At 45.2% G+C, this 19675-nt stretch carries 30 protein-coding genes and 1 pseudogene; 22 read left to right on the top strand and 9 right to left on the bottom strand.

The features are described 5' to 3' along the window. The 11 genes from M9892_03375 to M9892_03325 form a co-directional block, all read left to right on the top strand. Positions 1–352 (top strand): hypothetical protein (locus M9892_03375; protein ID MCO5253389.1); only part of this gene is annotated, 352 nt, incomplete at its 5' end. Positions 353–358: 6 nt separating this feature from the next. Continuing rightward, a complete protein-coding gene (locus M9892_03370; GenBank protein ID MCO5253388.1) occupies positions 359–982 on the top strand; it encodes a DUF3164 family protein in 624 nt (207 codons plus the stop codon). A 13-nt stretch (positions 983–995) separates the two neighbouring features. After that, positions 996–1226 (top strand): hypothetical protein, encoded by a 231-nt coding sequence (locus M9892_03365; GenBank protein ID MCO5253387.1) that lies wholly within the window; start codon positions 996–998, stop codon positions 1224–1226. Between the two features lie 35 nt (positions 1227–1261). Next, entirely contained in the window at positions 1262–1750 is a 489-nt protein-coding gene (locus M9892_03360) for a DUF4406 domain-containing protein (GenBank protein MCO5253386.1), read from the top strand. A gap of 22 nt (positions 1751–1772) precedes the next feature. After that, positions 1773–2189, top strand: a complete 417-nt coding sequence (locus M9892_03355; protein MCO5253385.1) for a hypothetical protein — start codon at positions 1773–1775, stop codon at positions 2187–2189. Positions 2190–2261: 72 nt separating this feature from the next. Beyond that, the gene (locus M9892_03350) at positions 2262–2702 is read left to right on the top strand and encodes a hypothetical protein (protein ID MCO5253384.1); all 441 of its coding nucleotides are present in this window, start codon (positions 2262–2264) and stop codon (positions 2700–2702) included. A gap of 143 nt (positions 2703–2845) precedes the next feature. Next, positions 2846–3115, top strand: coding sequence for a hypothetical protein (locus tag M9892_03345; protein ID MCO5253383.1), 270 nt, complete (start codon positions 2846–2848; stop codon positions 3113–3115). A gap of 55 nt (positions 3116–3170) precedes the next feature. After that, on the top strand, positions 3171–3440 hold the full coding sequence (locus M9892_03340; GenBank protein ID MCO5253382.1) for a hypothetical protein: 270 nt from the start codon (positions 3171–3173) through the stop codon (positions 3438–3440). After that, a complete protein-coding gene (locus M9892_03335) occupies positions 3437–3748 on the top strand; it encodes a hypothetical protein (GenBank protein MCO5253381.1) in 312 nt (103 codons plus the stop codon). Before M9892_03340 ends, M9892_03335 begins: the two co-directional genes overlap by 4 nt. Before the next feature lie 93 nt (positions 3749–3841). Continuing rightward, positions 3842–4423: a hypothetical protein gene (locus tag M9892_03330; GenBank protein ID MCO5253380.1), complete on the top strand. Its 582-nt coding sequence runs from the start codon at positions 3842–3844 to the stop codon at positions 4421–4423. A 31-nt stretch (positions 4424–4454) separates the two neighbouring features. Next, complete coding sequence (locus M9892_03325) at positions 4455–4673, top strand: hypothetical protein (GenBank protein MCO5253379.1); 219 nt, start codon at positions 4455–4457, stop codon at positions 4671–4673. Positions 4674–4686: 13 nt separating this feature from the next. Here M9892_03325 and M9892_03320 read toward each other — a convergent pair whose 3' ends face one another. The 9 genes from M9892_03320 to M9892_03280 form a co-directional block, all read right to left on the bottom strand. Then, the gene (locus M9892_03320) at positions 4687–5235 is read right to left on the bottom strand and encodes a hypothetical protein (protein ID MCO5253378.1); all 549 of its coding nucleotides are present in this window, start codon (positions 5233–5235) and stop codon (positions 4687–4689) included. Positions 5236–5244: 9 nt separating this feature from the next. After that, positions 5245–5826, bottom strand: a complete 582-nt coding sequence (locus M9892_03315) for a phage virion morphogenesis protein (GenBank protein ID MCO5253377.1) — start codon at positions 5824–5826, stop codon at positions 5245–5247. A 30-nt stretch (positions 5827–5856) separates the two neighbouring features. Then, positions 5857–7491, bottom strand: a complete 1635-nt coding sequence (locus tag M9892_03310) for a tape measure protein (GenBank protein MCO5253376.1) — start codon at positions 7489–7491, stop codon at positions 5857–5859. A 107-nt stretch (positions 7492–7598) separates the two neighbouring features. Further along, positions 7599–8861, bottom strand: a complete 1263-nt coding sequence (locus M9892_03305; protein MCO5253375.1) for a minor capsid protein — start codon at positions 8859–8861, stop codon at positions 7599–7601. Then, on the bottom strand, positions 8851–10230 hold the full coding sequence (locus tag M9892_03300) for a DUF935 domain-containing protein (GenBank protein MCO5253374.1): 1380 nt from the start codon (positions 10228–10230) through the stop codon (positions 8851–8853). Before M9892_03300 ends, M9892_03305 begins: the two co-directional genes overlap by 11 nt. A 28-nt stretch (positions 10231–10258) precedes the next feature. Beyond that, a complete protein-coding gene (locus tag M9892_03295; GenBank protein ID MCO5253373.1) occupies positions 10259–10804 on the bottom strand; it encodes a hypothetical protein in 546 nt (181 codons plus the stop codon). Continuing rightward, positions 10801–10989 (bottom strand): hypothetical protein, encoded by a 189-nt coding sequence (locus tag M9892_03290; GenBank protein ID MCO5253372.1) that lies wholly within the window; start codon positions 10987–10989, stop codon positions 10801–10803. The genes M9892_03295 and M9892_03290 overlap by 4 nt, the downstream gene beginning before the upstream one ends. A gap of 28 nt (positions 10990–11017) precedes the next feature. After that, positions 11018–12610 carry a hypothetical protein gene (locus tag M9892_03285; GenBank protein ID MCO5253371.1) on the bottom strand — a complete coding sequence of 531 codons (1593 nt, stop codon included), beginning with the start codon at positions 12608–12610 and terminating at the stop codon, positions 11018–11020. Continuing rightward, complete coding sequence (locus M9892_03280) at positions 12603–13019, bottom strand: hypothetical protein (protein MCO5253370.1); 417 nt, start codon at positions 13017–13019, stop codon at positions 12603–12605. Before M9892_03280 ends, M9892_03285 begins: the two co-directional genes overlap by 8 nt. Positions 13020–13174: 155 nt before the next feature. Between M9892_03280 and M9892_03275 the strand changes: the two genes are divergently transcribed. The 11 genes and pseudogenes from M9892_03275 (at position 13175) to M9892_03225 (ending at position 19671) form a co-directional block, all read left to right on the top strand. Then, positions 13175–14317 (top strand): Clp protease ClpP, encoded by a 1143-nt coding sequence (locus M9892_03275; protein MCO5253369.1) that lies wholly within the window; start codon positions 13175–13177, stop codon positions 14315–14317. Positions 14318–14321: 4 nt separating this feature from the next. Further along, positions 14322–15440, top strand: coding sequence for a hypothetical protein (locus M9892_03270; protein MCO5253368.1), 1119 nt, complete (start codon positions 14322–14324; stop codon positions 15438–15440). 6 nt (positions 15441–15446) lie between these two features. After that, positions 15447–15803, top strand: a complete 357-nt coding sequence (locus M9892_03265; GenBank protein ID MCO5253367.1) for a hypothetical protein — start codon at positions 15447–15449, stop codon at positions 15801–15803. Continuing rightward, positions 15800–16141: a hypothetical protein gene (locus M9892_03260; GenBank protein MCO5253366.1), complete on the top strand. Its 342-nt coding sequence runs from the start codon at positions 15800–15802 to the stop codon at positions 16139–16141. The genes M9892_03265 and M9892_03260 overlap by 4 nt, the downstream gene beginning before the upstream one ends. 63 nt (positions 16142–16204) lie before the next feature. Further along, positions 16205–16280, top strand: a pseudogene (locus tag M9892_03255). 3 nt (positions 16281–16283) lie between these two features. Then, positions 16284–16604, top strand: a complete 321-nt coding sequence (locus M9892_03250) for a hypothetical protein (GenBank protein ID MCO5253365.1) — start codon at positions 16284–16286, stop codon at positions 16602–16604. Then, on the top strand, positions 16535–17083 hold the full coding sequence (locus tag M9892_03245) for a CHAP domain-containing protein (GenBank protein ID MCO5253364.1): 549 nt from the start codon (positions 16535–16537) through the stop codon (positions 17081–17083). The genes M9892_03250 and M9892_03245 overlap by 70 nt, the downstream gene beginning before the upstream one ends. Continuing rightward, a complete protein-coding gene (locus M9892_03240; GenBank protein ID MCO5253363.1) occupies positions 17071–17616 on the top strand; it encodes a hypothetical protein in 546 nt (181 codons plus the stop codon). The genes M9892_03245 and M9892_03240 overlap by 13 nt, the downstream gene beginning before the upstream one ends. Then, positions 17616–18854 (top strand): DUF2586 family protein, encoded by a 1239-nt coding sequence (locus M9892_03235; protein MCO5253362.1) that lies wholly within the window; start codon positions 17616–17618, stop codon positions 18852–18854. Before M9892_03240 ends, M9892_03235 begins: the two co-directional genes overlap by 1 nt. A gap of 11 nt (positions 18855–18865) precedes the next feature. Further along, entirely contained in the window at positions 18866–19291 is a 426-nt protein-coding gene (locus M9892_03230) for a hypothetical protein (GenBank protein ID MCO5253361.1), read from the top strand. Between the two features lie 11 nt (positions 19292–19302). Beyond that, on the top strand, positions 19303–19671 hold the full coding sequence (locus M9892_03225; GenBank protein MCO5253360.1) for a hypothetical protein: 369 nt from the start codon (positions 19303–19305) through the stop codon (positions 19669–19671). Positions 19672–19675: the final 4 nt, after the last annotated feature.

The following is a 19675-nucleotide window of genomic DNA, read 5'->3' as shown; positions in this document are numbered from 1 at the left end:
GACAGGTATGGACATCACCATACAATTGACAATAGAGGGTAACAATACAATGACAGAGACTGTGTATTGCGCTCTTAATCAAACTTTGAAAGATATGTATAATATGTCGTTGCGCAAAATCACACCTCATTCTAAAGTACGTGAGATTGCAGACATTCGCTTTTTCTGCTGGACTATTCTGCGCGAATTTACAGCGCTTTCAATCCTTCGCATAGGCATAGACTTCAACCGTAATCATGCGAGCGTAATCAGCGGTTTGCGCGCACACCAAGACCAGATAAAGGTAAATTCCCAGTATCGCAATGCATACGCACAATTCAAATCAAAATTCATAGAGAATATCAACAAATAAATTAAAATGAATTACCATCAAAAACAGTCTGACCCATTTTGGGAGGACGAAACCGGAAACAAAATTCCGACCAACAGATTGACAGACCTTGAAAAGTTGTCAGAGAGAGTAGCCGTGAAGTTACACAAGGAAGCCGTCAAAATCAACGAAGGGTTGAAAAAGTTTAAAGAAGAGGTTATTGCACTGTGCGACCAGGTATATGAAGCCAGCTTAGAAGACACACAAACATCCGGCAAAAATCGCAAGGGCAATTTTACACTGTTCAACTTCAATCGCACGCTTAAAATTGAAGTGTCAATCAGCGAGCGAATAGAGTTTGACGACTTGACCATTCAGGCATGCAAAGAGAAGTTAGACGATTTTATAACCTCTAACACCACAGGTGTAGATGATTTTATGCGCACACTTATATTAAGTGCATTTGAGAAAACATCCGGCAGTTTAGACGTTAAAAAAGTGCTAACTCTTCGCAAGTATCGCGACCGCACTCGCAGTCCGTTATACAAAGAAGCAATGGACTTGCTGGACAAAGCCATCCGCAGACCCGATTCAAAGAGATACTTCCGTGTGTTTGCACGTAACGAAGAGGGCAAGTACGAATTGATAGACCTTAATTTTTCGAGTATCTGAAGTAATTGTGAATATGAAAATGATATATAAAATAGCTAGATATTACAAAGGCAAAGAGCCTAATGGAATTTCATTTGCTGCCACTCAAAGTAAAGTGGATGATGAGGTGTTTATGGTAGTCTTAGAGATGTCTATTAATGAAATAATTGGCGAGCGGAAGGAAGAATTTGAAAGGGTGAAAAAAGAGGTACTAGATTGTCTTAATTCTGGGAATTCTCTAAGTATTGGAAAACTCCAATTTTAAATAACCAAAAACTCAACACTAAAAACTAAAAACTCATGAAAAAGGTTATCTACATAGCAGGAAAAGTCACAGGCGAAGACCCAGGCTTGTGTGCAGCTAAATTTGAAGCTGCCGAAAGAGAAATTGAAAACGCAGGTTTTAAGGCTGTCAACCCAATCAAGGAAGTTGGCAATCCGGATGAGAACTGGAAAACCGCCATGCGCATCTGCATTAGCCACCTGGTGGCTTGCGATGGCATCTACCTGTTGCCGGATTACAGTCAAAGCAGAGGAGCAATGGCAGAGGTGCTGCTGTGCAGAGCCTTGGGCATGCCCGAATTTTGCAGCCCACAAGCCCTCAAAGACTACTACGTTGAGGGCAAACGCAGCGCGCGCAAACAAGACAGCTTTATTGACTACGTGCATGCCACCAAGCGCAAAAGCCTAACCACCATCAATAGTTTTTCCCTGCCTCTCGAACTTCGTGTAGCAATAGAGGATTTGATAATAGCTTATGACCAGATGGAAGCAAGAATGGACAATTGACAATGAATAATCATCAATTATCATGAAAATCACCATCACCGAAATCAAAACAGGCTACACCGCTCTCTTTGAATACAGAGAGGACGGACAGCTTATCAGGTCAGAATACCCTGACGTGGACATCGCCACGCTAAAGGCTTTCTATTCAGTTACGAGGCTACACGCCTCAGAACTGGAAAAAGTAGCTCAGCGATGGCACAAGGTACTCCGCATTGAGGAGGTGCAAAGCCTTGACTTCGACAGCTTCTGGAAAGCCTACAACTACAAAGTAGGCTCAAAACCTGCCACCCAAAAGCTATGGGACAAGCTGCCCGATGCCGACAAGTACAACGCCCTCAAAGCCATTCGCAAGTACGACAACTACCTCAACCGCACAGGAACCGCCAAAATCTATCCGGAGAGATACTTAAAGCACAGGAGGTGGGAAGATGAGTATTGACCCCACCCCAACCCTCCCCCCGAGGGGAGGGAGTAGGACTCAACTAACAAAAAGTAACAAACAAACAGTAAGATGACAATCACCACCCAACAAATAATCAAGTTCCACGCGCTGCTGCGCAACCTCAATCTGGAGGAGGACGACAAGCGTGCGCTCATTGCAGACTATACCGGAGGCAGGAGCGACCGCACTAATGACATGACCTTTGCCGAAGCCAAAGAAATGATTAGCTTTCTCGCCAAACAAGCCGGAGAAGCTCCAACCCGCTCGGTCGCTGAGCGTAGCCAAAGCGACAAAATGCGCAAGAAAATCATAGCTATTGCCTATCAACTCGGCTGGACAAAGCCCAACGGCAAAATCGACATGGACAGACTCAACAGCTTCATCGTCTCTCGTCCGGTAACTGACTACCCCATAACACAACTCAACGATATCCAATACAAAGACCTGCCCAAGCTCATCAATCAATTTGAGCAGATATTAACCAAACACCTAAACCAATTTAAAAGATAACGTTGAGGTGCTTGGCTTGCATTGCGAGGAACGAGCATTGCGCCAAACCACGGTTATAAAAATGTAAAAAAACACGGATATGACACAGAAAATTTTAATAATAGGAAGCGTGAACAGGAACGAAAAGCTAATAAGAAACGCAAATGGTAGTGTTTTTTATTTCTTATAACGGTTCGCAGGTATATTTAGTGCCGACTTTAGAAATAAAAATTATGAATTGGATAAAAAGATTATTTAAAAAACAAACTATTGTAGAACAACAGACACAGGCATTGAATATACCTATTGTTAGTGGGCGAAGCGAACAGTTTTCTTGCCCATTACCCGATGCAAGGTGTGATAGACATAAAATTGATGATGAAGAAGGTAGATGGGAGTTTTGCAATACGTGTAAAAGGGAATGGGCAAGATAATTGCCACTAACACAGAAATATACGCAAGTTTGTTGAAATAATAAAGTAAAAAAAAATGAAAAGAGAAATATACATCAAAGCAAAACTTACATTAGGGCAGGAGGCAAAATTCTATACCCCGAGCGTTTGGGATATGATGAAAATAGAACTCTGCACTCGGATTGAAAAAAGAGATTTTTTCGAAGTGTTTTTAGAAAGGCAGTTAGAAGTGGACGGAGAGCCGTATTCAGAGGCTGTGGCAAAGCAGCTTCCTGTCGCTGATTACTACATCATCATGGAAGTTTTAGACAACATGTTGAAGGCATTAAAACCAAATTTTCTATGAAAATCCCACCCCTCCGCCTCACACTCCGCACCGTCCAGCAGCCAGCCTTTGAACTGCTGCTGGAACACTATTTAAACTGTCTTGAAAACAGCTTTAAAGAGGTTTTAATACATGTGATAATTGCCGAGCTACTCCTCAAAGTCAAACAAAAAAACATCTTGGAGCGGGCGCAAAGCACTTATCTGCTGAACCCACAGCAACGCCTATCCCTGCTCTACTGCACCCGTAGCTTGCCCCTCCCTGAAGATGCGCTTGTGCTTTCAGTACATACAAAGCTGGCGTTGGCTAACGACATAAAAATTAACTAAACCCCTTATAACATTTTTGCCAAATTTGGCAAAAACTCCTAAGCCCCTCCAAAAAGGGGCTTTTGTTTTTAAAACATTTTTATCTTTGTCGCCATGAACAAAACCCTACTCATCACCTCCCTTGTATTTCTGCTTTCAGGATTTAGCGCACAGGCGCAGAGCGACAGCGCAAAACTCTCTTACTACAAAGAGAGAGCCGCCACAGCATCGGGCGACAAGCTGCTTAAATACGTTGCGCTCATTGAGCAGCAAGAGCCTTTGGACTCACAGCTCACGCTTAGGGTAGCCAAAGATTATTTTTCTCGACAAGAAATGCTGTTTAGAGGCTCGGATAAGCGAAGACTACCTTACTGGGACACGATTTGGCAATGGATAGACAGGTATGAAGAGCGTTTCGACACCACATCGGAGGGATACTGCCGATACAAAACAGAGCTACTCAAACAATGGGTATATATGTTGCGTTTGACAAAAAAATGTGGTACAGAAGACTGCCTTGACACGGCAGATGCACAAACTATCGCCTTTTGGGAAGATATATATAAGCGTGTATATACATACGGAGAAACCTTTTACCGCAAATTTTATTCAACAGAAACAGACCTATGCGAGTACGATAAACAGCTTTGCGATTACAGAAGGCTGTACAACTACATCATATATGAACTAAAATAGACCTGTTGATAATTTCTTTTGTTCAGTACTCTTGCCTCGCCCTACCTTTGTCCTTGCAATGGGAAGAAAAACTACCACCAAGCGCAATGAGGCAATACGGGAGGCTTTTAACGCCCTCGACAGCAAGAAGTTTACACTGGACTATCGTCTTGCACAGGTAGCCCGCCAGTTCTTCCTTGAGCCTAATACTGTCTATTTAATAGTAAAACAGCAGGGGACGTACAAGCCTCTCCCCAAGATGTCACCCTGAGCCTGTCGAAGGGTCAATCTTTTCCCACCACAAACAAACTTGTAAAATTGCTGTTAGGACGGCTCAACGGTTTTTTGTATGCCACTTCCAAATCAGGCTCAACCTCCACTTTTCTTCTGCTCCCGTCCGCGCTCGTATCCATGTAGGTAGTAGCATACTCCATCACAGTAATAACCACGCTCTCGTGGTTGTTATCCTCCTCATCCGCCACACGGGTAAGACTTGCAAAGTTTTCGCCTCCAAATCCCTCCAATGTCTCATGCACCGCTTCGGTAAAATCAAAGTAGCGCAGGGCAAGGTTTGCATCTTCGCTCTCTGCATGGCTTGCCGCCCAGTTCTCAAACAGTAAGTGAAAGCGCAGCACGGTATTAACCCCCTGTACCCCCTTGCTCACAGTCTTGTACTCGCTCCGCCCAAATTCCACCAACACAGCAGGCAGCGGAAAGCTGTCAAACCTGTCAATGGTGGCAATCTGCCCCATGTTCTTATCCACCCACACATCCGGCAACTCCTCCTTAATCCTGTCCCTGATTGCTATAAATATATCTTTTTTCGTACTCATAATTCATAATTACTTTCTCTCAACATCTTTCATCCACTTCCGCACAGCAGCATCTACTTTTTTGTTTAAATTTTTGCTGTCGCCCATAAATTGCCGCTTGTCAATGGTTATAGTGCTGCCTTTTTTCAATGCAAGATTTTTCCATATTTCAGCCTCCGCATTCAGCTTTTCATTTGTCTTTGTTTTGCGGGCTTCGCCTTTTTTGTTGATTTTTACATTGCCCCGAGCTTCGTAATATTTTGCCCAAAAATACGCCCTCATGCGTGGAGTTACGCCTATAGTCCCGCCCTCGTTGTGAATTTGGGCGTATGGCTGATTATTAAATACGATTGCCTTGCTGCCCATATAGGTATATTGTATATTGTCTCGCAGGTTGCCCCTGCCTGTCAGCGTAGCTCTGCCCTTGCCCGGAAACTCAAACTTGCGGGGCTTCCACTTCTTTACCCCGCTATCGTCAAAACCGCCTTTGTTAAAATTCAGCCTGAAAAAATCCCGCGCCACTATCCCCACAGCCTTAGCAGCCTTAGGCAGTTCCGCCTTAAACTTTTTCAGCTTCAAAGCCAACTTATATGCATTATCGTTTTGTGCCATAATTCATAACTCATAATTTATCATTCATAATTACAAGGCTCCCTCAAAATCCATCACCGCCCTGTTCAGCGCATCCTGCACCATGCGCTTCACATCTGTCATGCTCTCCTTAGCCGTTGCCGTGTAAACTTTCAAATCAAAAATCTGCTTATCTATTCTCACACTTACATTACGAACACTCCTGCCGCTGCTCACGCTCTCGCTTGCTCCTCCCCCCGATGTAGGGGTGGTTGGTGCGCCTGCTATCTCGTTGTCGCCCCCTACTGTGTTTAATGCATTTTTATCTTCAGATTTCTGCTTAGAAGCATCTCTGCCACGCCTGTATGCCTTGCCGGATATTGCATCGTCAAGGTTGTTGAGCATACTTACATTGTCCGATATAAGCCCGTCCAATGCGGCTTTGCCTCTTTCTTTCCAGTTGCCGTCAGCCGAAATAAACCGGACCACAAATGTGAGCGGTGCCATTATTAATTTTAAATAGTCCCAAATTGCGCTGAACACAGACTTAGCAGTTTCGCCCAACCCATCCAAAGCTGCGCGAAATTTATCGCTCGTGTTGTACGCATATATCAACCCTGCTACCAACCCTGCCACAAGGGTAATAATAAAACCTATTGGCGATATGGCGAAGGCAGTGTTGAGCGCAATCCATGCAGCTTGGAAACCTCCGGTGGCAACCGCAGAAGCAAGTGTATAAGCACGGTAGATGGCTTGTACTCCGTTCATCACTGCAGTAATTGCAGCACCCGCTTTCATCACTACATAATAAGTTCCCATTAGCGCAACCATTGTGGCTATTGCAACAGCAACCGTATCAATTATCCCCTTATATTTATTGTAAATATTGAGTGCATATTTTATCAGGTTTAGCACTTTCAGCTTTATTTGCATCCACGACAGGTAAACTCCTGATGTGCTTTTGCCAATTTCGTCCATGGTGGTAACTGTTTGATTTTCGAGCACTATCATTTTAGCTTGCAACGAACCGATAGCATTCTTCACACCGGGACCATATAGATTTTCCAAATATTGGGCAAATTGAGGCAAAAACTCTTCTGCCTGTATCTGTCCTCTTTCCATCATCTCCGAAAATCGAGCTTTTGTCACACCCATAGCTTCTGCGGCTCTGGAGAGTGCCCCCGGCAATGCTCCGCCTAACTGCAACACCATTTCCTGCGACTGCACCTTTCCTTTGGTCATCATTTGCTGTATTGCAATAAAAGCAGATGACATTTGAGCCTGTGAAAGTTTAAGCGAGCGACCTGCGGTTGCGAAACCTCTGAAGATATCAATGGTTTTCTGACCTTCGAGCCGACTTCCTTGTGTGGAAGCGGCAAAAGCACCAAAGGCATCTTTGGTTTCCATTATGGGCAGTGCGAGGTCTTTTATGCTCTTGCCCAAAGCAGCGTTGTACTGTGCATATCGCTCTGTGGTGCCGCTCACGGTTTTGAGCCGCACGTCCAACGCCTCCATTTTGGCATGAACCTGTGTACTCTCCTCCACCAGCCCCCACACCTTTTGTGCGGCAAATACCCCCGCCATAGTCGCCCCCAGCTTCTTAACCATGCCGTCCATCTTGCTTGTTTGCTTTTGGGCGTTTGTCATATTCTTGCCAAACGTTCCGTCCAGCAGGTTTATCACGTATTCAAGGCTCATCTTGCTCATATTCTTATTTTTTTTATTTGGTTATTCAATTTTGTTGTATCTTTGTGGCCTATCGGAGCGAATCCTGCGCAATCAGGGTCGCACCACACTAAAGTAGCCCGCAAGGGCTATTTTGGCTTAATAGACTCAAGGACTTGTTCAAAATTCTTTGCGGTCATCGTGTATGTGTGGTCAAGAATCAATACCATCTCCTCAATACCACTATTTTTCCATCCTTCACTAAGCCTTCCTGAGAATGTATTTTTGTCAAAAGATTTTGGAGAGAGAACCAGTATTTTTGTGTTCTGTTTTTTCGCATCGCGGAAAGCGTTTTGAATAAAAGAGGCGAGGTTGCTTCCGCTCTGCTTCTTCATCTCCAAAAGTTTTCCGTTTAAAAAAGCGTCCGTGTTCTTGAAGTTCTTAAAATTCTGACTTACATTCTGCTCCAGCTTTGGCAGCAGGTGTATTGTATCGCCTTTTTTCAAAATACTTCTAATCTGCTCTATCTCTTTCGCTAAAGGCTTGGCATATAGGTGTGTCATAATCTTGCCCCCATTCTCGGTAATCTCCTCTTCCCACCCATGCTGCAACTTCGGCAGCATTTTGCTCATGACTTGGTTCATGGGCTTAAACAACTGCCTGTTTTCAAACCTCACAGGTGTCAGCCCCATTTCCTCACTTCTCGCTTGGTTCATAAAGGGCATTTTGTCCGTAAAAATTCGCTTATTTTTGCGGTAATCCCGCTCAAAGGTAGGCTTGGGCTTGAAGTCTTTGGGGGCAACAATGGTGCTGCCTTCAGGCGGCTCAAATTCCTGTGTCAGAAAACAACGGCAGTTGTAGTCAAGGGGTGGCGTGTATTTCTTCCTGTTGGGGTCGTCCACCCTAAATGTAAACCCGTCCAAAGCCGCATGGCTGTCGCGGGTGCGCTCGTCTATGATGGCGTGAAAGGTTAGATACGGCAACAGGTCTTTCATTTCGTCTATCTCCTCCCAATGCTCTATCTCCCTCGCCACTTGCCTCGCAAGCTGCTTTTCAGCAGCATGATAGTAGTCTGTATATATCTTGTTTAGCTCGGAGATTGATGTTTCTAATTCCGCACCAGTTGCAGTTTTGCGAAGTATCTCTGCTTCTTGCAACATTCGGTAGGTTTTGAAACTGCTGTGTGCAAACACATTTAGCTCGTAGCCTGCCAGTTTTCGGGGGTCTATCCGCCCGCCTGCATCGCGCACTATCGCTTCCATTATGTCGCGGGTTTGCGCCAGCACTATCCCTTCACTCAACTGTTCGGGAGTCGCTCCTGTCTTGTGCAGATATTCGTTCAGGAATTCCAGCGTGTTCAGTCTATTCTCAGGTGCGTGAACAGCAGCGATATGTCCGCAATCAACGCACATCTGTTTTCGGAAAATATTCGTTCATCAAATCGCGGTGAAAGCTCCTGTAGTCATTCTTGGGCTGCTCCGCCCCCTTGCCCTCTTTCTCCCCCTCTCTCTTTCCCTCCATGGCTCCGCCAAATCCGCCAAAGTCAAATGGGCTTGCAGGTCGCTCCTGCTCTCCCGTAATCTCCACACCCAAGTCTTTCTGCACCTGTTCTTGGTTCAGCTTATAGCCAAGCCTGTGTACTCCCTCAAAAACAGCCAATCGCTCACTTGTGTTCAGCCACTCGCTCTCGTCCCACACGAACTGCACACCTTCGGGCAGAGGGTAGCCGTTAATCCGCAGCAGGGGTATCAGTTGCTCGTTTACAAGGTTAGCAACAAAAACTTTGTCATCTTCCACTATTTCGTCCTGCTCCTCTTGTGTTACTTTCTCTTTGCCGTAATTGCCGTTGTCTTGCGTTAGCGATCTGTTGCCCAGCAGCAGGATTTCAAGTTCCTCGTTGCAAGCTTTACGCTTTCTGTCAAAAACTTCAAATGCATCTGTGCGATTATTCTCTTTGATTTCAAGTTCGGTGTCTTGCGGGAATATGCCGTATGCGGCTGTACCCATGCTTTCAAGCCACTTTTCCACCTCTCGTCTCACGACAGGGTCTTGACTGGCTATCTTGGCAATCCGCATAGGTATTCCAAAGATTTCCTCAAACTCGTCCCAGTTAGCCCAGGAGTGCTTTTTCAGCACATAAAGCGGTGCAGCAGGGTTCAGCAGTCCCAAGTCGTCAGGGTCTCCACAGCCGATCATGTAGTCGCTAAACGGTCTTTCCAAATAATCAAAACCCGCAGAGGGCATATCATAGTCGCGCTTCACCCAACGACTGTACTGAGGCATTACGTGTCGCCTGTCCACCAATTTCACATCGGTAAACTCCCGGACCTTCATCTCCCAGAAATATACAAGGGAATAACCATAAAATCTGCTCTCCATTGCCAATTTTACGAACTTGTTAAACCACCCTTTTTGCAACAGCAAGGCAAGGTCTTTGTTTTCGCTACCGTCTTTGTTATTTAGTTTAAAAGGCTTGTTGCTTATTTTCAACACCCGTTTATTTTTTATTACACCCTGAATAAAAGGGTCGAGCGCAATCTCCTTATACAAGTCCATTAGCATCACCCTGCGTGGGTAATACACGTCTTCTGCTTCTAATCGTGCAGACTTCCAGTGCATTATTTCTTTGTTGAAAAGGCTGTGCTGATTGCGTATCAGCTTGGCGATTACCTGTATGGGGTCGCGCTTTACTTTGGCATATTGTACGTTGTCCTTAGCCGCATTGAACGGACTGCCGTTTGGGTAAAAATACTTCTGTCCTATTTTACTGTTGAAACTCATAATTCATAACTCATAATTCATAACTACCTTACCACTTATCCCTCAGCTTCCTGTTTGCTCCCATTATGTACGCACCGCTTGGCTTGTCCTCGTCCATTAAAGGCAGGTCGGGGCTTACCAGTTCTTTCTGCACATTAACGAGCCATTGTATGGCATCGTCATACCGTTTCTCCCGCAGTTGGCTCATGGGCAACCCTGTTGCAGTGAACAACAGATAAGCAGACAGGTCTATGATTATCGTTATCAGATGCCTGTTGCGGGGGTCTTTGGGCTTCCAGTCGTTGGTGTTTTTCAGGTCTGCACTGGGGTTGTCAACCAATGCCATGTATATTGTATTGCGGGCATCAATAATGTCATAGACATATTCTCCCTCATTATACTGCGTGTCGCTATCATGCGCAGGTATTGGAGCAAAAACCTTGCTTACATCGTAACGGCTGCGCAGGTAGCCGCTTGCCTGTTCTATGGCAGCATCTTCCGCGTCTTCTATGGTGTAGTCGTTGCTGCGGCTAATAGCTTGTTTCACACTGTGGCGAAGCTGTGCGTTGTAATCTCTTGGCAAAAGAAACCTCATGGCTTACCTCCCCTTTTTTTCTCTTGGATTCTAATCCACTCGTTGTAAGCCTTAAAACCGGTGTACAAACAGGTTACGGCTATCAGGGCGAGACTCAAACTGTCCTGCAACCATCCAAGCTGTTGTATCATCAGCGTAACGCTCGCTCCTGCCCATGCTTTTAATATATCTATATTATCTCTCATCTGTTTGTTAATTGCTCATTGTTAATTGTTAATAAACCAAACGCTTAACCGGTTTCCCGATAGTGGGCGCAAACCGCACGGTTGGCAGGTGCTGGTCAAGGAAGTACCACGCTCCCTCATCTGCATCAGGTGCATCGTCAGGCGACTTGTAACCGGGTTCTATCCCTTTCACTTGGTTGTTGCCCTCTATCATATCCGTATTGTGGAACTCATCCTGGTTGTACCAAACATTTCCATCTGAGTACTCAGGCTCCATCTTCACTATTCGGACGTATTTGTTTTCTTTTTTTCGTGTATCTACTGATACATACAGTGGGCGTTTGCCCACAGCCCTGCGCCTTTGGTTGTGTCTTTCCAGCGCCTGCTTCAGAGGTCTGTTGAAAAACTGCTCCTCCATATACCACAGCACCCCCACACCGCTTGGGCATGTATCTTCAAAGCTGCTCATAAAGCGGAAGCACTCTTCCAGTTCGGTGCGCTGGTTGAATCGTTGAAGGCAATGCTTCTCGTACGTTGGCGGGTCTTTGTGCAACAACGCCCACACGCTGACAGCTTTGAAATCAGAGGTCGGCTTATTTTCAAAGGATGGGTCTAAGTAGCCTACTACTATGGCATACTTTCGCCAAGTAGCTCGTGGCGTAGGTTTCCACTTAAACATCTTGTCCTTAAATATTTTCCCCTCCACATGAAACTCGTGGTAGAATTCCCTGCGGCTCATGAGCAGCCCCGCCTTACGCATTTTCTCTTTCAGCTCGTCCAGAGAGTAGCGTTCTTTCCATGCGGGCTGCGCTCCTGCTTCTCCTATGTAAGCCTTCACGCCTTTGGCGGATTCCGTAGCATAAACCTTAGAATGGTATATACCCTCACGCTTGGGGTGTCCGGGCTTGATGTCGCCCACCAAATGAGCCAGTACAGACTGTGGGTGTATTCTGTTGCCTGCCACAACAACCCTGGCTCCTTTGATTGAAAGAGCAAAATACAACGCTCCCAAAATTCTGTCCACGATTTCAGCTACCCGCCTTTGGTTGTTGACGATGATGTCATCGTCAATGTCATCAATCACGGCATAATTAGGGCGTTTTTCATTTTTTCGCGCACCACGAGGCGACTGATCGCGACCGATGGCTAAGAACCTCACGCCTCCTTTGGTGGTAAAATCTCCCTCTTCCCATGAGCCAAGATTGTAACTGTCGCCCCAGTCGTAGGCAAACAGTTGGTTGTATTGAAGCTGCGCCTGCACATCAGATAGCAGGTTAGCCGCATCGTCTTCGTTCTTACCCATGAGTATCATGCCTGTAAGCTCGCCTTTTGCAAGCAGCCACATGGGAATAATGATATTGGCGTGTACAGATTTGGCGTGTTCTCTTGCCCATTCCAATATGGCAAAGCAGTTCTTGTCGCGGGCTATGCGGTTGGCTGCCTCTATGTGGAAGTATCCGCAGTCGCTGTCTGCGTAAAGCGGAAAATAAGTCTTTACAAAATAGTTATAGTCTTTTAGTGCACGGGACTTGCGGGCTTGTTGCACTTTGTCGCTCTCCCTGAAAGGAATGTTGGTGGTGTTCTGCACTTGTTCGCAAAACCGCAGCCACTCCTGTATGTCGCGTCTTTTTATGTCAGCCATTTATTTTGTGGTCTATAAACTTCTTTTGAAACTCATTAATTTTTTTAGCCAGTTCAGGGTTTAGCTCCATTGTGAAGGTGGTAAATTCTTTGAACACGTTAATGATTTGGCTTATGGTAGCTTGCCTGTCGCTCAATTTCTCAATACTGTTTGCCAGCTTTATGATTTTGTCAGCATCGAGTCTGTCTTTTTCTGTTTCTTCAGACAGTTTTTTATAGATATTACTAATTATTTTATTAGCAGTGAGTGTGTGAGCGGACTTTAGCTCGTCCCATCTGTTTTTTTTCTTTTTTTCTGTGAACGTTTTTTCAGTCCAGCCCACTATCTCACATATCTCACGTTGTGGCTTGTCAGTATTTAGAAACAAGTCCAGAGCCAACGCTTCTTTATCTGCTCTGCTTAATGCCATATTTTCAGCTACAAAGTTGCGACTGATATATGTTTTTATCGGTGTTGCAGATTATATTCTTATGTATAATCTTTATATTATATATGTAATAAACTTGGAATATAACTGCTAATTTTCTTAACCGCAAAAATGACTTCAATTTTGTGGCTGATTTAATGAGCAGAAAGGCTTTTTATAGCATTAACAACAAAACCAACGAAATAACCATATACGGTTATATCGGAAATGCTGACGGAGAGACCTCTTTTGAGGGATTTGTGGCAGATTTTGAAAAGTTGGCAACCAAAGGAGATGTTACCATTCGCCTCAACTCTAATGGAGGCAGCCTCTTTGAGGCAATGTCAATCATCGACAAGATACGCAATTCATCAGTACAGGTAACAGGCATTGTGGACGGTGTGGCTGCGAGCGCAGCAGCCGTTATTTTACAGGCTTGCGACAAGAGAGTGATGCAGCCAAATGCTCGCTTGATGATACACAGACCAAGCGGAGTGTCAGAAGGAGAAGCCGAAGACATGGAAAGTTATGTGACACTGATGAAGCAAGAGGAGGATAAAATAAAAGCCCTCTTGCTGGAACGTACCAAACAACCGGAAGATGTTGTAAGTACTTGGCTTATTCGCGGCACCAACAAATGGTTTGATGCAAAAGCCGCATTAAAAGCAGGTCTGATAGACGAGGTGTTGCAGGGAGAGAAAGCTGCACCCGCAGCCACACTCAAAGGTAAGGAGGTTAAGGATGTAATTAATTATTACAACAACTTTTTGCCCAAAAATGACAACGAAAATAAAGATAGCGAAAATATTAAAATGAAAAAACCAATTTTGGACGTGTTCAACCGCATGAAGGTGGCACACAACCTGAACGAGGACAGCCCCGAACAGGCTTTTGCCTCACAGGTAGAGGCGGCTCTCTCAGAGCGCGACAAGCAGATTGCAGAGCTGCAAAACAAACTGAAAGCCAACACAGAGGCTGTCATTAAAGGCGAACTGGAAAATGCAGTAAGCACAGGAAGCATAACTGCTGAACAAAGACCGGCATGGGAAAAAATCCTGAACGCGGACTTTGAGAGCGGTGTAACGGCTCTTAAATCGCTACCTAAGCGCATTGACATCAACAACGCGCTTGAAAAAACTCCTGCAAACGGAGAAAAAGAACCCAATGCCAAGCAGCCCCGCGCAAGCTGGACTATTCGCGACTGGGAAAAGAAAGATCCGGAGGGATTAAAAGCGATGAAGGCTAACAATGAGGAAGCCTACAACAAGTTGTTCAACGAATTTTACGAAGAAGAAAAATAAAGCAATGAAAAAGAAAGGAATTTTTAAATTTTTACTCAGTCTGATGGGCGTAATGCTTATGTCAGGCTTGATGTTGGGTGCGGTTGAACAAACATTTGACGTGCCTGTGATGCAGTACTGGTGGGTTGCGCCTATGATCAAAGTGGCGGTACAGTTCTATCCACAAAGGCTGCTCATTAACTTACCTCAAAATAGTTTATTGGAGGCATCTATTGTAACAATATTTAAACGCGATATCGAAGAAAATATCTATCCCAATAATGAGTTTTACCATAGTTCTGTGGACGATAGCCCACTGGTAGAAGTCCACTCTATGACAGGGGCGAGATATGTTAAAACAGGCATTGCGGGTGCAGCACCTAACACGGTGAGAGACAGGGAGGTCTATCCCAAACCTGTTGTGCAGAGAGATGATGACAGCCACCAGTACACATTAACACACATCAGTAACGATGCTAACCGCATTGGTAATTTCGAGGAATTTATTCACTCATATAATAAGCGGCAATCCCTGCTCCGCAACCACATTGAGAAAATCAATAAGGAAACAGCAGAGATACTGATGGACGTATGGTTTCCCAACGGGGCGGACAATATTGTGAGAACAACCAGCACCTCCAAACGCGGACCCTCAACAGGGCAGTCAGGCGACAGGAAGCTGTTCAGCAAGGACGACTTCATAACCATTGCAGAGAAGTTCAACAGAATGGACGTGCCGCAAAGTGGCAGACGTTGTGTATTGCCGGCTGAATTTTTGAGCGATTTGCTCAAAATAGACGGCTTTGTGGAAGCTGACAAAATCGGCAAGGCAAACTTGATTGAAGGTACTATCGGTCGCTTGCTTGGTTTTGACATCTATATGCGTAGCTCGGTGGCAAGATACACCAATGACGGCACACCTGTTTACAAGCCATTCGGCTCGGCTTCTGCTACTTCTGACAACCTTGCAGGTCTGTTCTGGTACGAGGGTTGGGTAAACAGAGCAACAGGCTCGCCAAATGTTATGATTGAGGAAAACAAGCCCGCCTATGACGGCTCTATCCTCTCCATTGAGGCGTGGGCAGGTGGCAAGATTCGAAAGGATAAAAAAGGGGTAATCGCTTTGGTTCAAACAGCAGGATAAAAGACTATGAGCAAGCATAAAGAAGTTTTTGAAGCCAATCCGAACGTAAACCAGATTTACGTAACCACAGACGGAGTGCCGTTCTTGGACGGACACAGAGCAAAGCTGCATCAGCGCAGCACGCACCCCGAAGGCAGAGTGGAAGTGGTGCATAAGGTTGAGGCTACTTCGTTGGCTGAGTCTGTTGAGGCTACCTCCGAAGTAAAGAAAACTGCAGAGGCGCGCATTGCAGACATTAACGCAGCCACCACCGTAGAGGAGGTTGACATTCTGCTCAACGGTGAGAAAGCCAAAACTGTGATAGCTGCAGGAGAAGCTAAAATTGAGGAAATAAACAAAAAAGACAAGGAGGATAAAAAATGAGCGAGCCGAACTATAAAACATTGTTTCCATTTGGAAATGCGAATGTGAAGACAGAAACTGCCGGAGCAACCAAGACGGTTGAGGTGTACGACAACGTAACAATTGTTGATTTTGGAGAGCTGGCAGCAGACATGGCACTGAGTGTGGATGCACATGCTGAAACAAAAACAGGTGCTATTCTTGTGCTCAAAGCTAAGAGTGATAGCACAGCACGCAACATTACCGCAGGCACAGGCATTGTGGGGGGCGTGGCAGGTACTATCAGCAAAACAAAGACCGGTACGTTCATTTATGATGGTACTAACTTTGTGCAGATAGCATTAGTGCAGCTTGATTAAGAAAAACCAAGAGGGTGTTAGATAAAGTCCTGTGTCCGGATTTGTTTTAAGTGCACAGGCAAGCGGGGGTTATTTTAATTGGTAAAACGGTGAACGAACAATGATTCACAAAATGAGGGTTCGAATCCCTCACCCCTGCCAAATGAGTTGGTTGAAAGACATAGCAAGCATTGTGATTGCTGTTATAATGTGGTGGTTCACACCATTGCTGACACGGGCTATTGACCCAACAGCAGGTGTCGATGATGCAGGACTGTTACAACGCATTTCCTTTGCATTTGTAGCTCTATTTATGTTTCATGCTTTTACTAAAATTTTTATGCGCCTATTTTGGTGCGATTTGGATAGATATTTAAAATATGCTTTCACACACAATTTTAAACTCGGATTGAAATGGCAGGAAAACTGGCTCTCGCTTGTTGTCTATTGTTTACTTATGGTCTGTTTGGCGATGCTCTTCTAATTAACCAAGAATGTCAAAAATGCGTAACAGAAGCATACACAGCAGAGATAGGCGTAAGGGAAGCAACAGGCAAGAACGATGGGGAGGACGTAGAAAAATATCTTCGCTCAATAGGTTTAGGCAAAGGCTATGCGTGGTGCGCTGCTTTTGTACACTGGGTCTTGGAGCAGTGCGGTGCAGCCAGAGTGCGGAGCGGGTGGTGTCCTGCTTGGTTCCCAGAAGACAGAGTGATATGGTCGAACAGCACCAAGCAAAACCAAACAAATATTATTCCTGCGGCTGGGGATGTCTTCGGGATATACTTCAGCAGCAAGAAGAGGATTGCCCATGTGGGGTTTGTCCACGACTGGACGAATAAGGATTATGTAACGACAGTAGAGGGCAACACAAATGAGGCAGGAAGCAGAGAGGGAGACGGAGTTTACAAAAAAAGACGATTAAAAAGACAGATATACAAAATAAGCAGATGGCTGGACTAATGGACATAAAAAACAATATGCCTCCTTTGAAGAAAAAAAACGGCATAACGCACAGCACTAATGTGTTGCAGTTTGTTCTGTTTCTGATCGTACTGGTGTTAATTGTATTTTTCTTTTCAGGATGCAAGCCTCAAAAAGCAATTATAGAGCGTGAGACTCATTACAAGGAAACATTTAAGGATACAACTATATACCTGCCCGGAGAGGTGGTAACACAACCTCTATCTGCTGACTTTTTAAAGCAGCTTGAAAACAGATTTAAAAGCAATTTAAAAGACACTGTCCGGATAGTTTCGCGCACAGGCGAAACCGCGCTTAAATATTACAAAGACCAATTTGGACAACTCATAACCGAATGCGAGGCAAAAGACAAACAGATAGACTTATTGTTGAAAACCATAGAGAGGTTTGAAGTAAAAAGTGAGGTTAAGGTTAAGACAGAGCGGGTCATGGCGTGGTGGGCGTGGTTGATTGTGGCAGTCAATATTGGACTGCTGTTTAATTTAGTAATTATAAAAATATTTAGAAAATAATGACAAGAAGTAAGGTAACAGTAACACGAATGCAAGGAAGGCTCGGAAGACGAGCCGCCAATACTGATGGTGTAATTGGATTGGTTATGGGCGGTGTGGCTGTATCAGGCGGTGTTCAACTGGGAGAGGTCAATGTGCTGCACTCGTTGGCAGACCTTGAAGCTCTGTTGGTAACAGCTGCTTATGACAGCACTAATAAAACACTTGTATATCATCATATTGAACGCTTATACGGACGCAACTCGCAGGCAGAGATACATCTGATGTTGGTGGCAAGGACAGTTACAATGGCGCAAATGTGCGATAAGGCTAATGACTATGCCGCCAAAATAAGTAAAGACAGCAACGGCAGAGTGAAACTAATAGGCGCAATTCTGAACCCAACGGACGAATACACACCTGCTTTGAGTGGTGGTTTAGATGCAGACGTGATTGCGGCTATTGCTAAGGCGCAAGAGTTGGCAACTGAAGAAGCTCTCAGGGGCAGGGAAATTTCCTTTGTGCTGGAAGGACGAGAGTACAACGGCACGGCAGGCGCAGCAGACGACCTGCGCACCAAAAACGCACCCAACGTGAGCGTGGTTATAGCCGCAGACAATGACGTATCAGAAGCGGAGGCCGAGTACGAAACCTACGCTGCTGTGGGCGACTTTTTGGGTATGTTGAGCAAGGCGGCTGTGAGCCAAAACTGCGGAGAACTGACAGAAGCTTTTAATCTGCAAAATGTGGCTCGCGGCTGGTTCATCAATCCCGGGTTGAGCAACGGAGGGTTGCTTACCACTCAAACGGATGGCACGCTTGATACGCTTGATACAAAGGGCTTTATTTTTGCGGAAACACCCGCCTCTTTTGCGGGCGTGTTTTTCAGCGATACACATACCTGTGTGGCTATTGAAAATGACTATTTTAGCATAGAGGCAAATCGAACCATTGACAAGATGAAGCGACTGGCAAGGGTTGCCCTGCTGCCGAGAGTAAAATCGCGCTTCCTTGTAGATGAGGAAACGGGCGAACTGGATGAAACGGCTAAGGCAAACCTTGAAGATACGGCAGTAGGTGCAATTTCCGTGATGGTAACAGACGGGGACTTGTCTGGTGGGGTAGATGCTTATATACCTCCAACCAACCTGCTGGGTGGCGACCCCATCGTGATTGAGATTACAGCTGTGCCTGTAGCCATTGGGCGTGAGATAAAAGTAAACGTTGGGTTTAACAATCCTTTTGGTAATAATAATTAAGTTGAAAGAAGATGAGAGATGTAGTAATAAACGGAGTACGATACAGCGCAGCAGATGTGCAGGTGGCGTTTTTGGGCAGGGTATGTCCGGGCGTTGTAGAACTGTCGTACAAGGAATCGCAGGACGTGAACCCTGTGCGAGTTGTGGGTAACAGAAAGTCTGTTGGTCATGTGAGAGGCAATTACAACGTGGAGGGGAGCATTACGCTCCTGATGGAGGAGGTGCTGGGATTGCAAGTGAGTGGTAAAGGCTCTGTACTTGACCTGAAACCCTTTACCATAACCGTAGGGCTTTTCAAAGACGGCATTTTTGTGAAAGAGGCAATCTCCAACGTTGTTTTCAAGGAAAACGATAAGCAGGTTTCGGGCGGAAACGCAGAGGGACTGCGTGCGACATTGCCTTTTTTTGCCAGCGAAATCAAACCATTTAAAGGATAATATATTTATTTATGACAACAAAAAATAATAAGACTGAGACTGAGGTTAAGAGCAACGAGCCGATGTATGTGGGTAAAATCACAGCCAAAGAGAAAGAAGCACTTGAGAAAGAGTGGGGCAAGATCACGGAGATAGAGGTGGACGTGAACGAGAGTGAAATCTCTATCGCCTACTACAAAGAGCCTGTGCGCGAGGTAAAGGCTAAGGCGATGAGTTTGTTTATTGACAAAAAAGTTGTGGAAACAGGCGATATGCTCATTGCCAACTGCTGGCTTGCGGGCGACAAAAGGCAAAAAGAACACCCGGAAATCAGCCTGTCTGCAGCAGTGCTAATCAACCAAGAGGTAGCCTTTTTAGGTGGTCGCTTAAAAAAGTCTTAGACCT

The sequence above is a fragment of the Bacteroidota bacterium genome, from assembly GCA_023957335.1.
GTDB lineage: Bacteria > Bacteroidota > Bacteroidia > NS11-12g > UBA955 > JALOAG01.
Note: the sequence above shows the minus strand (reverse complement) of the source record. Positions and strands in the feature narration are given on the sequence as shown.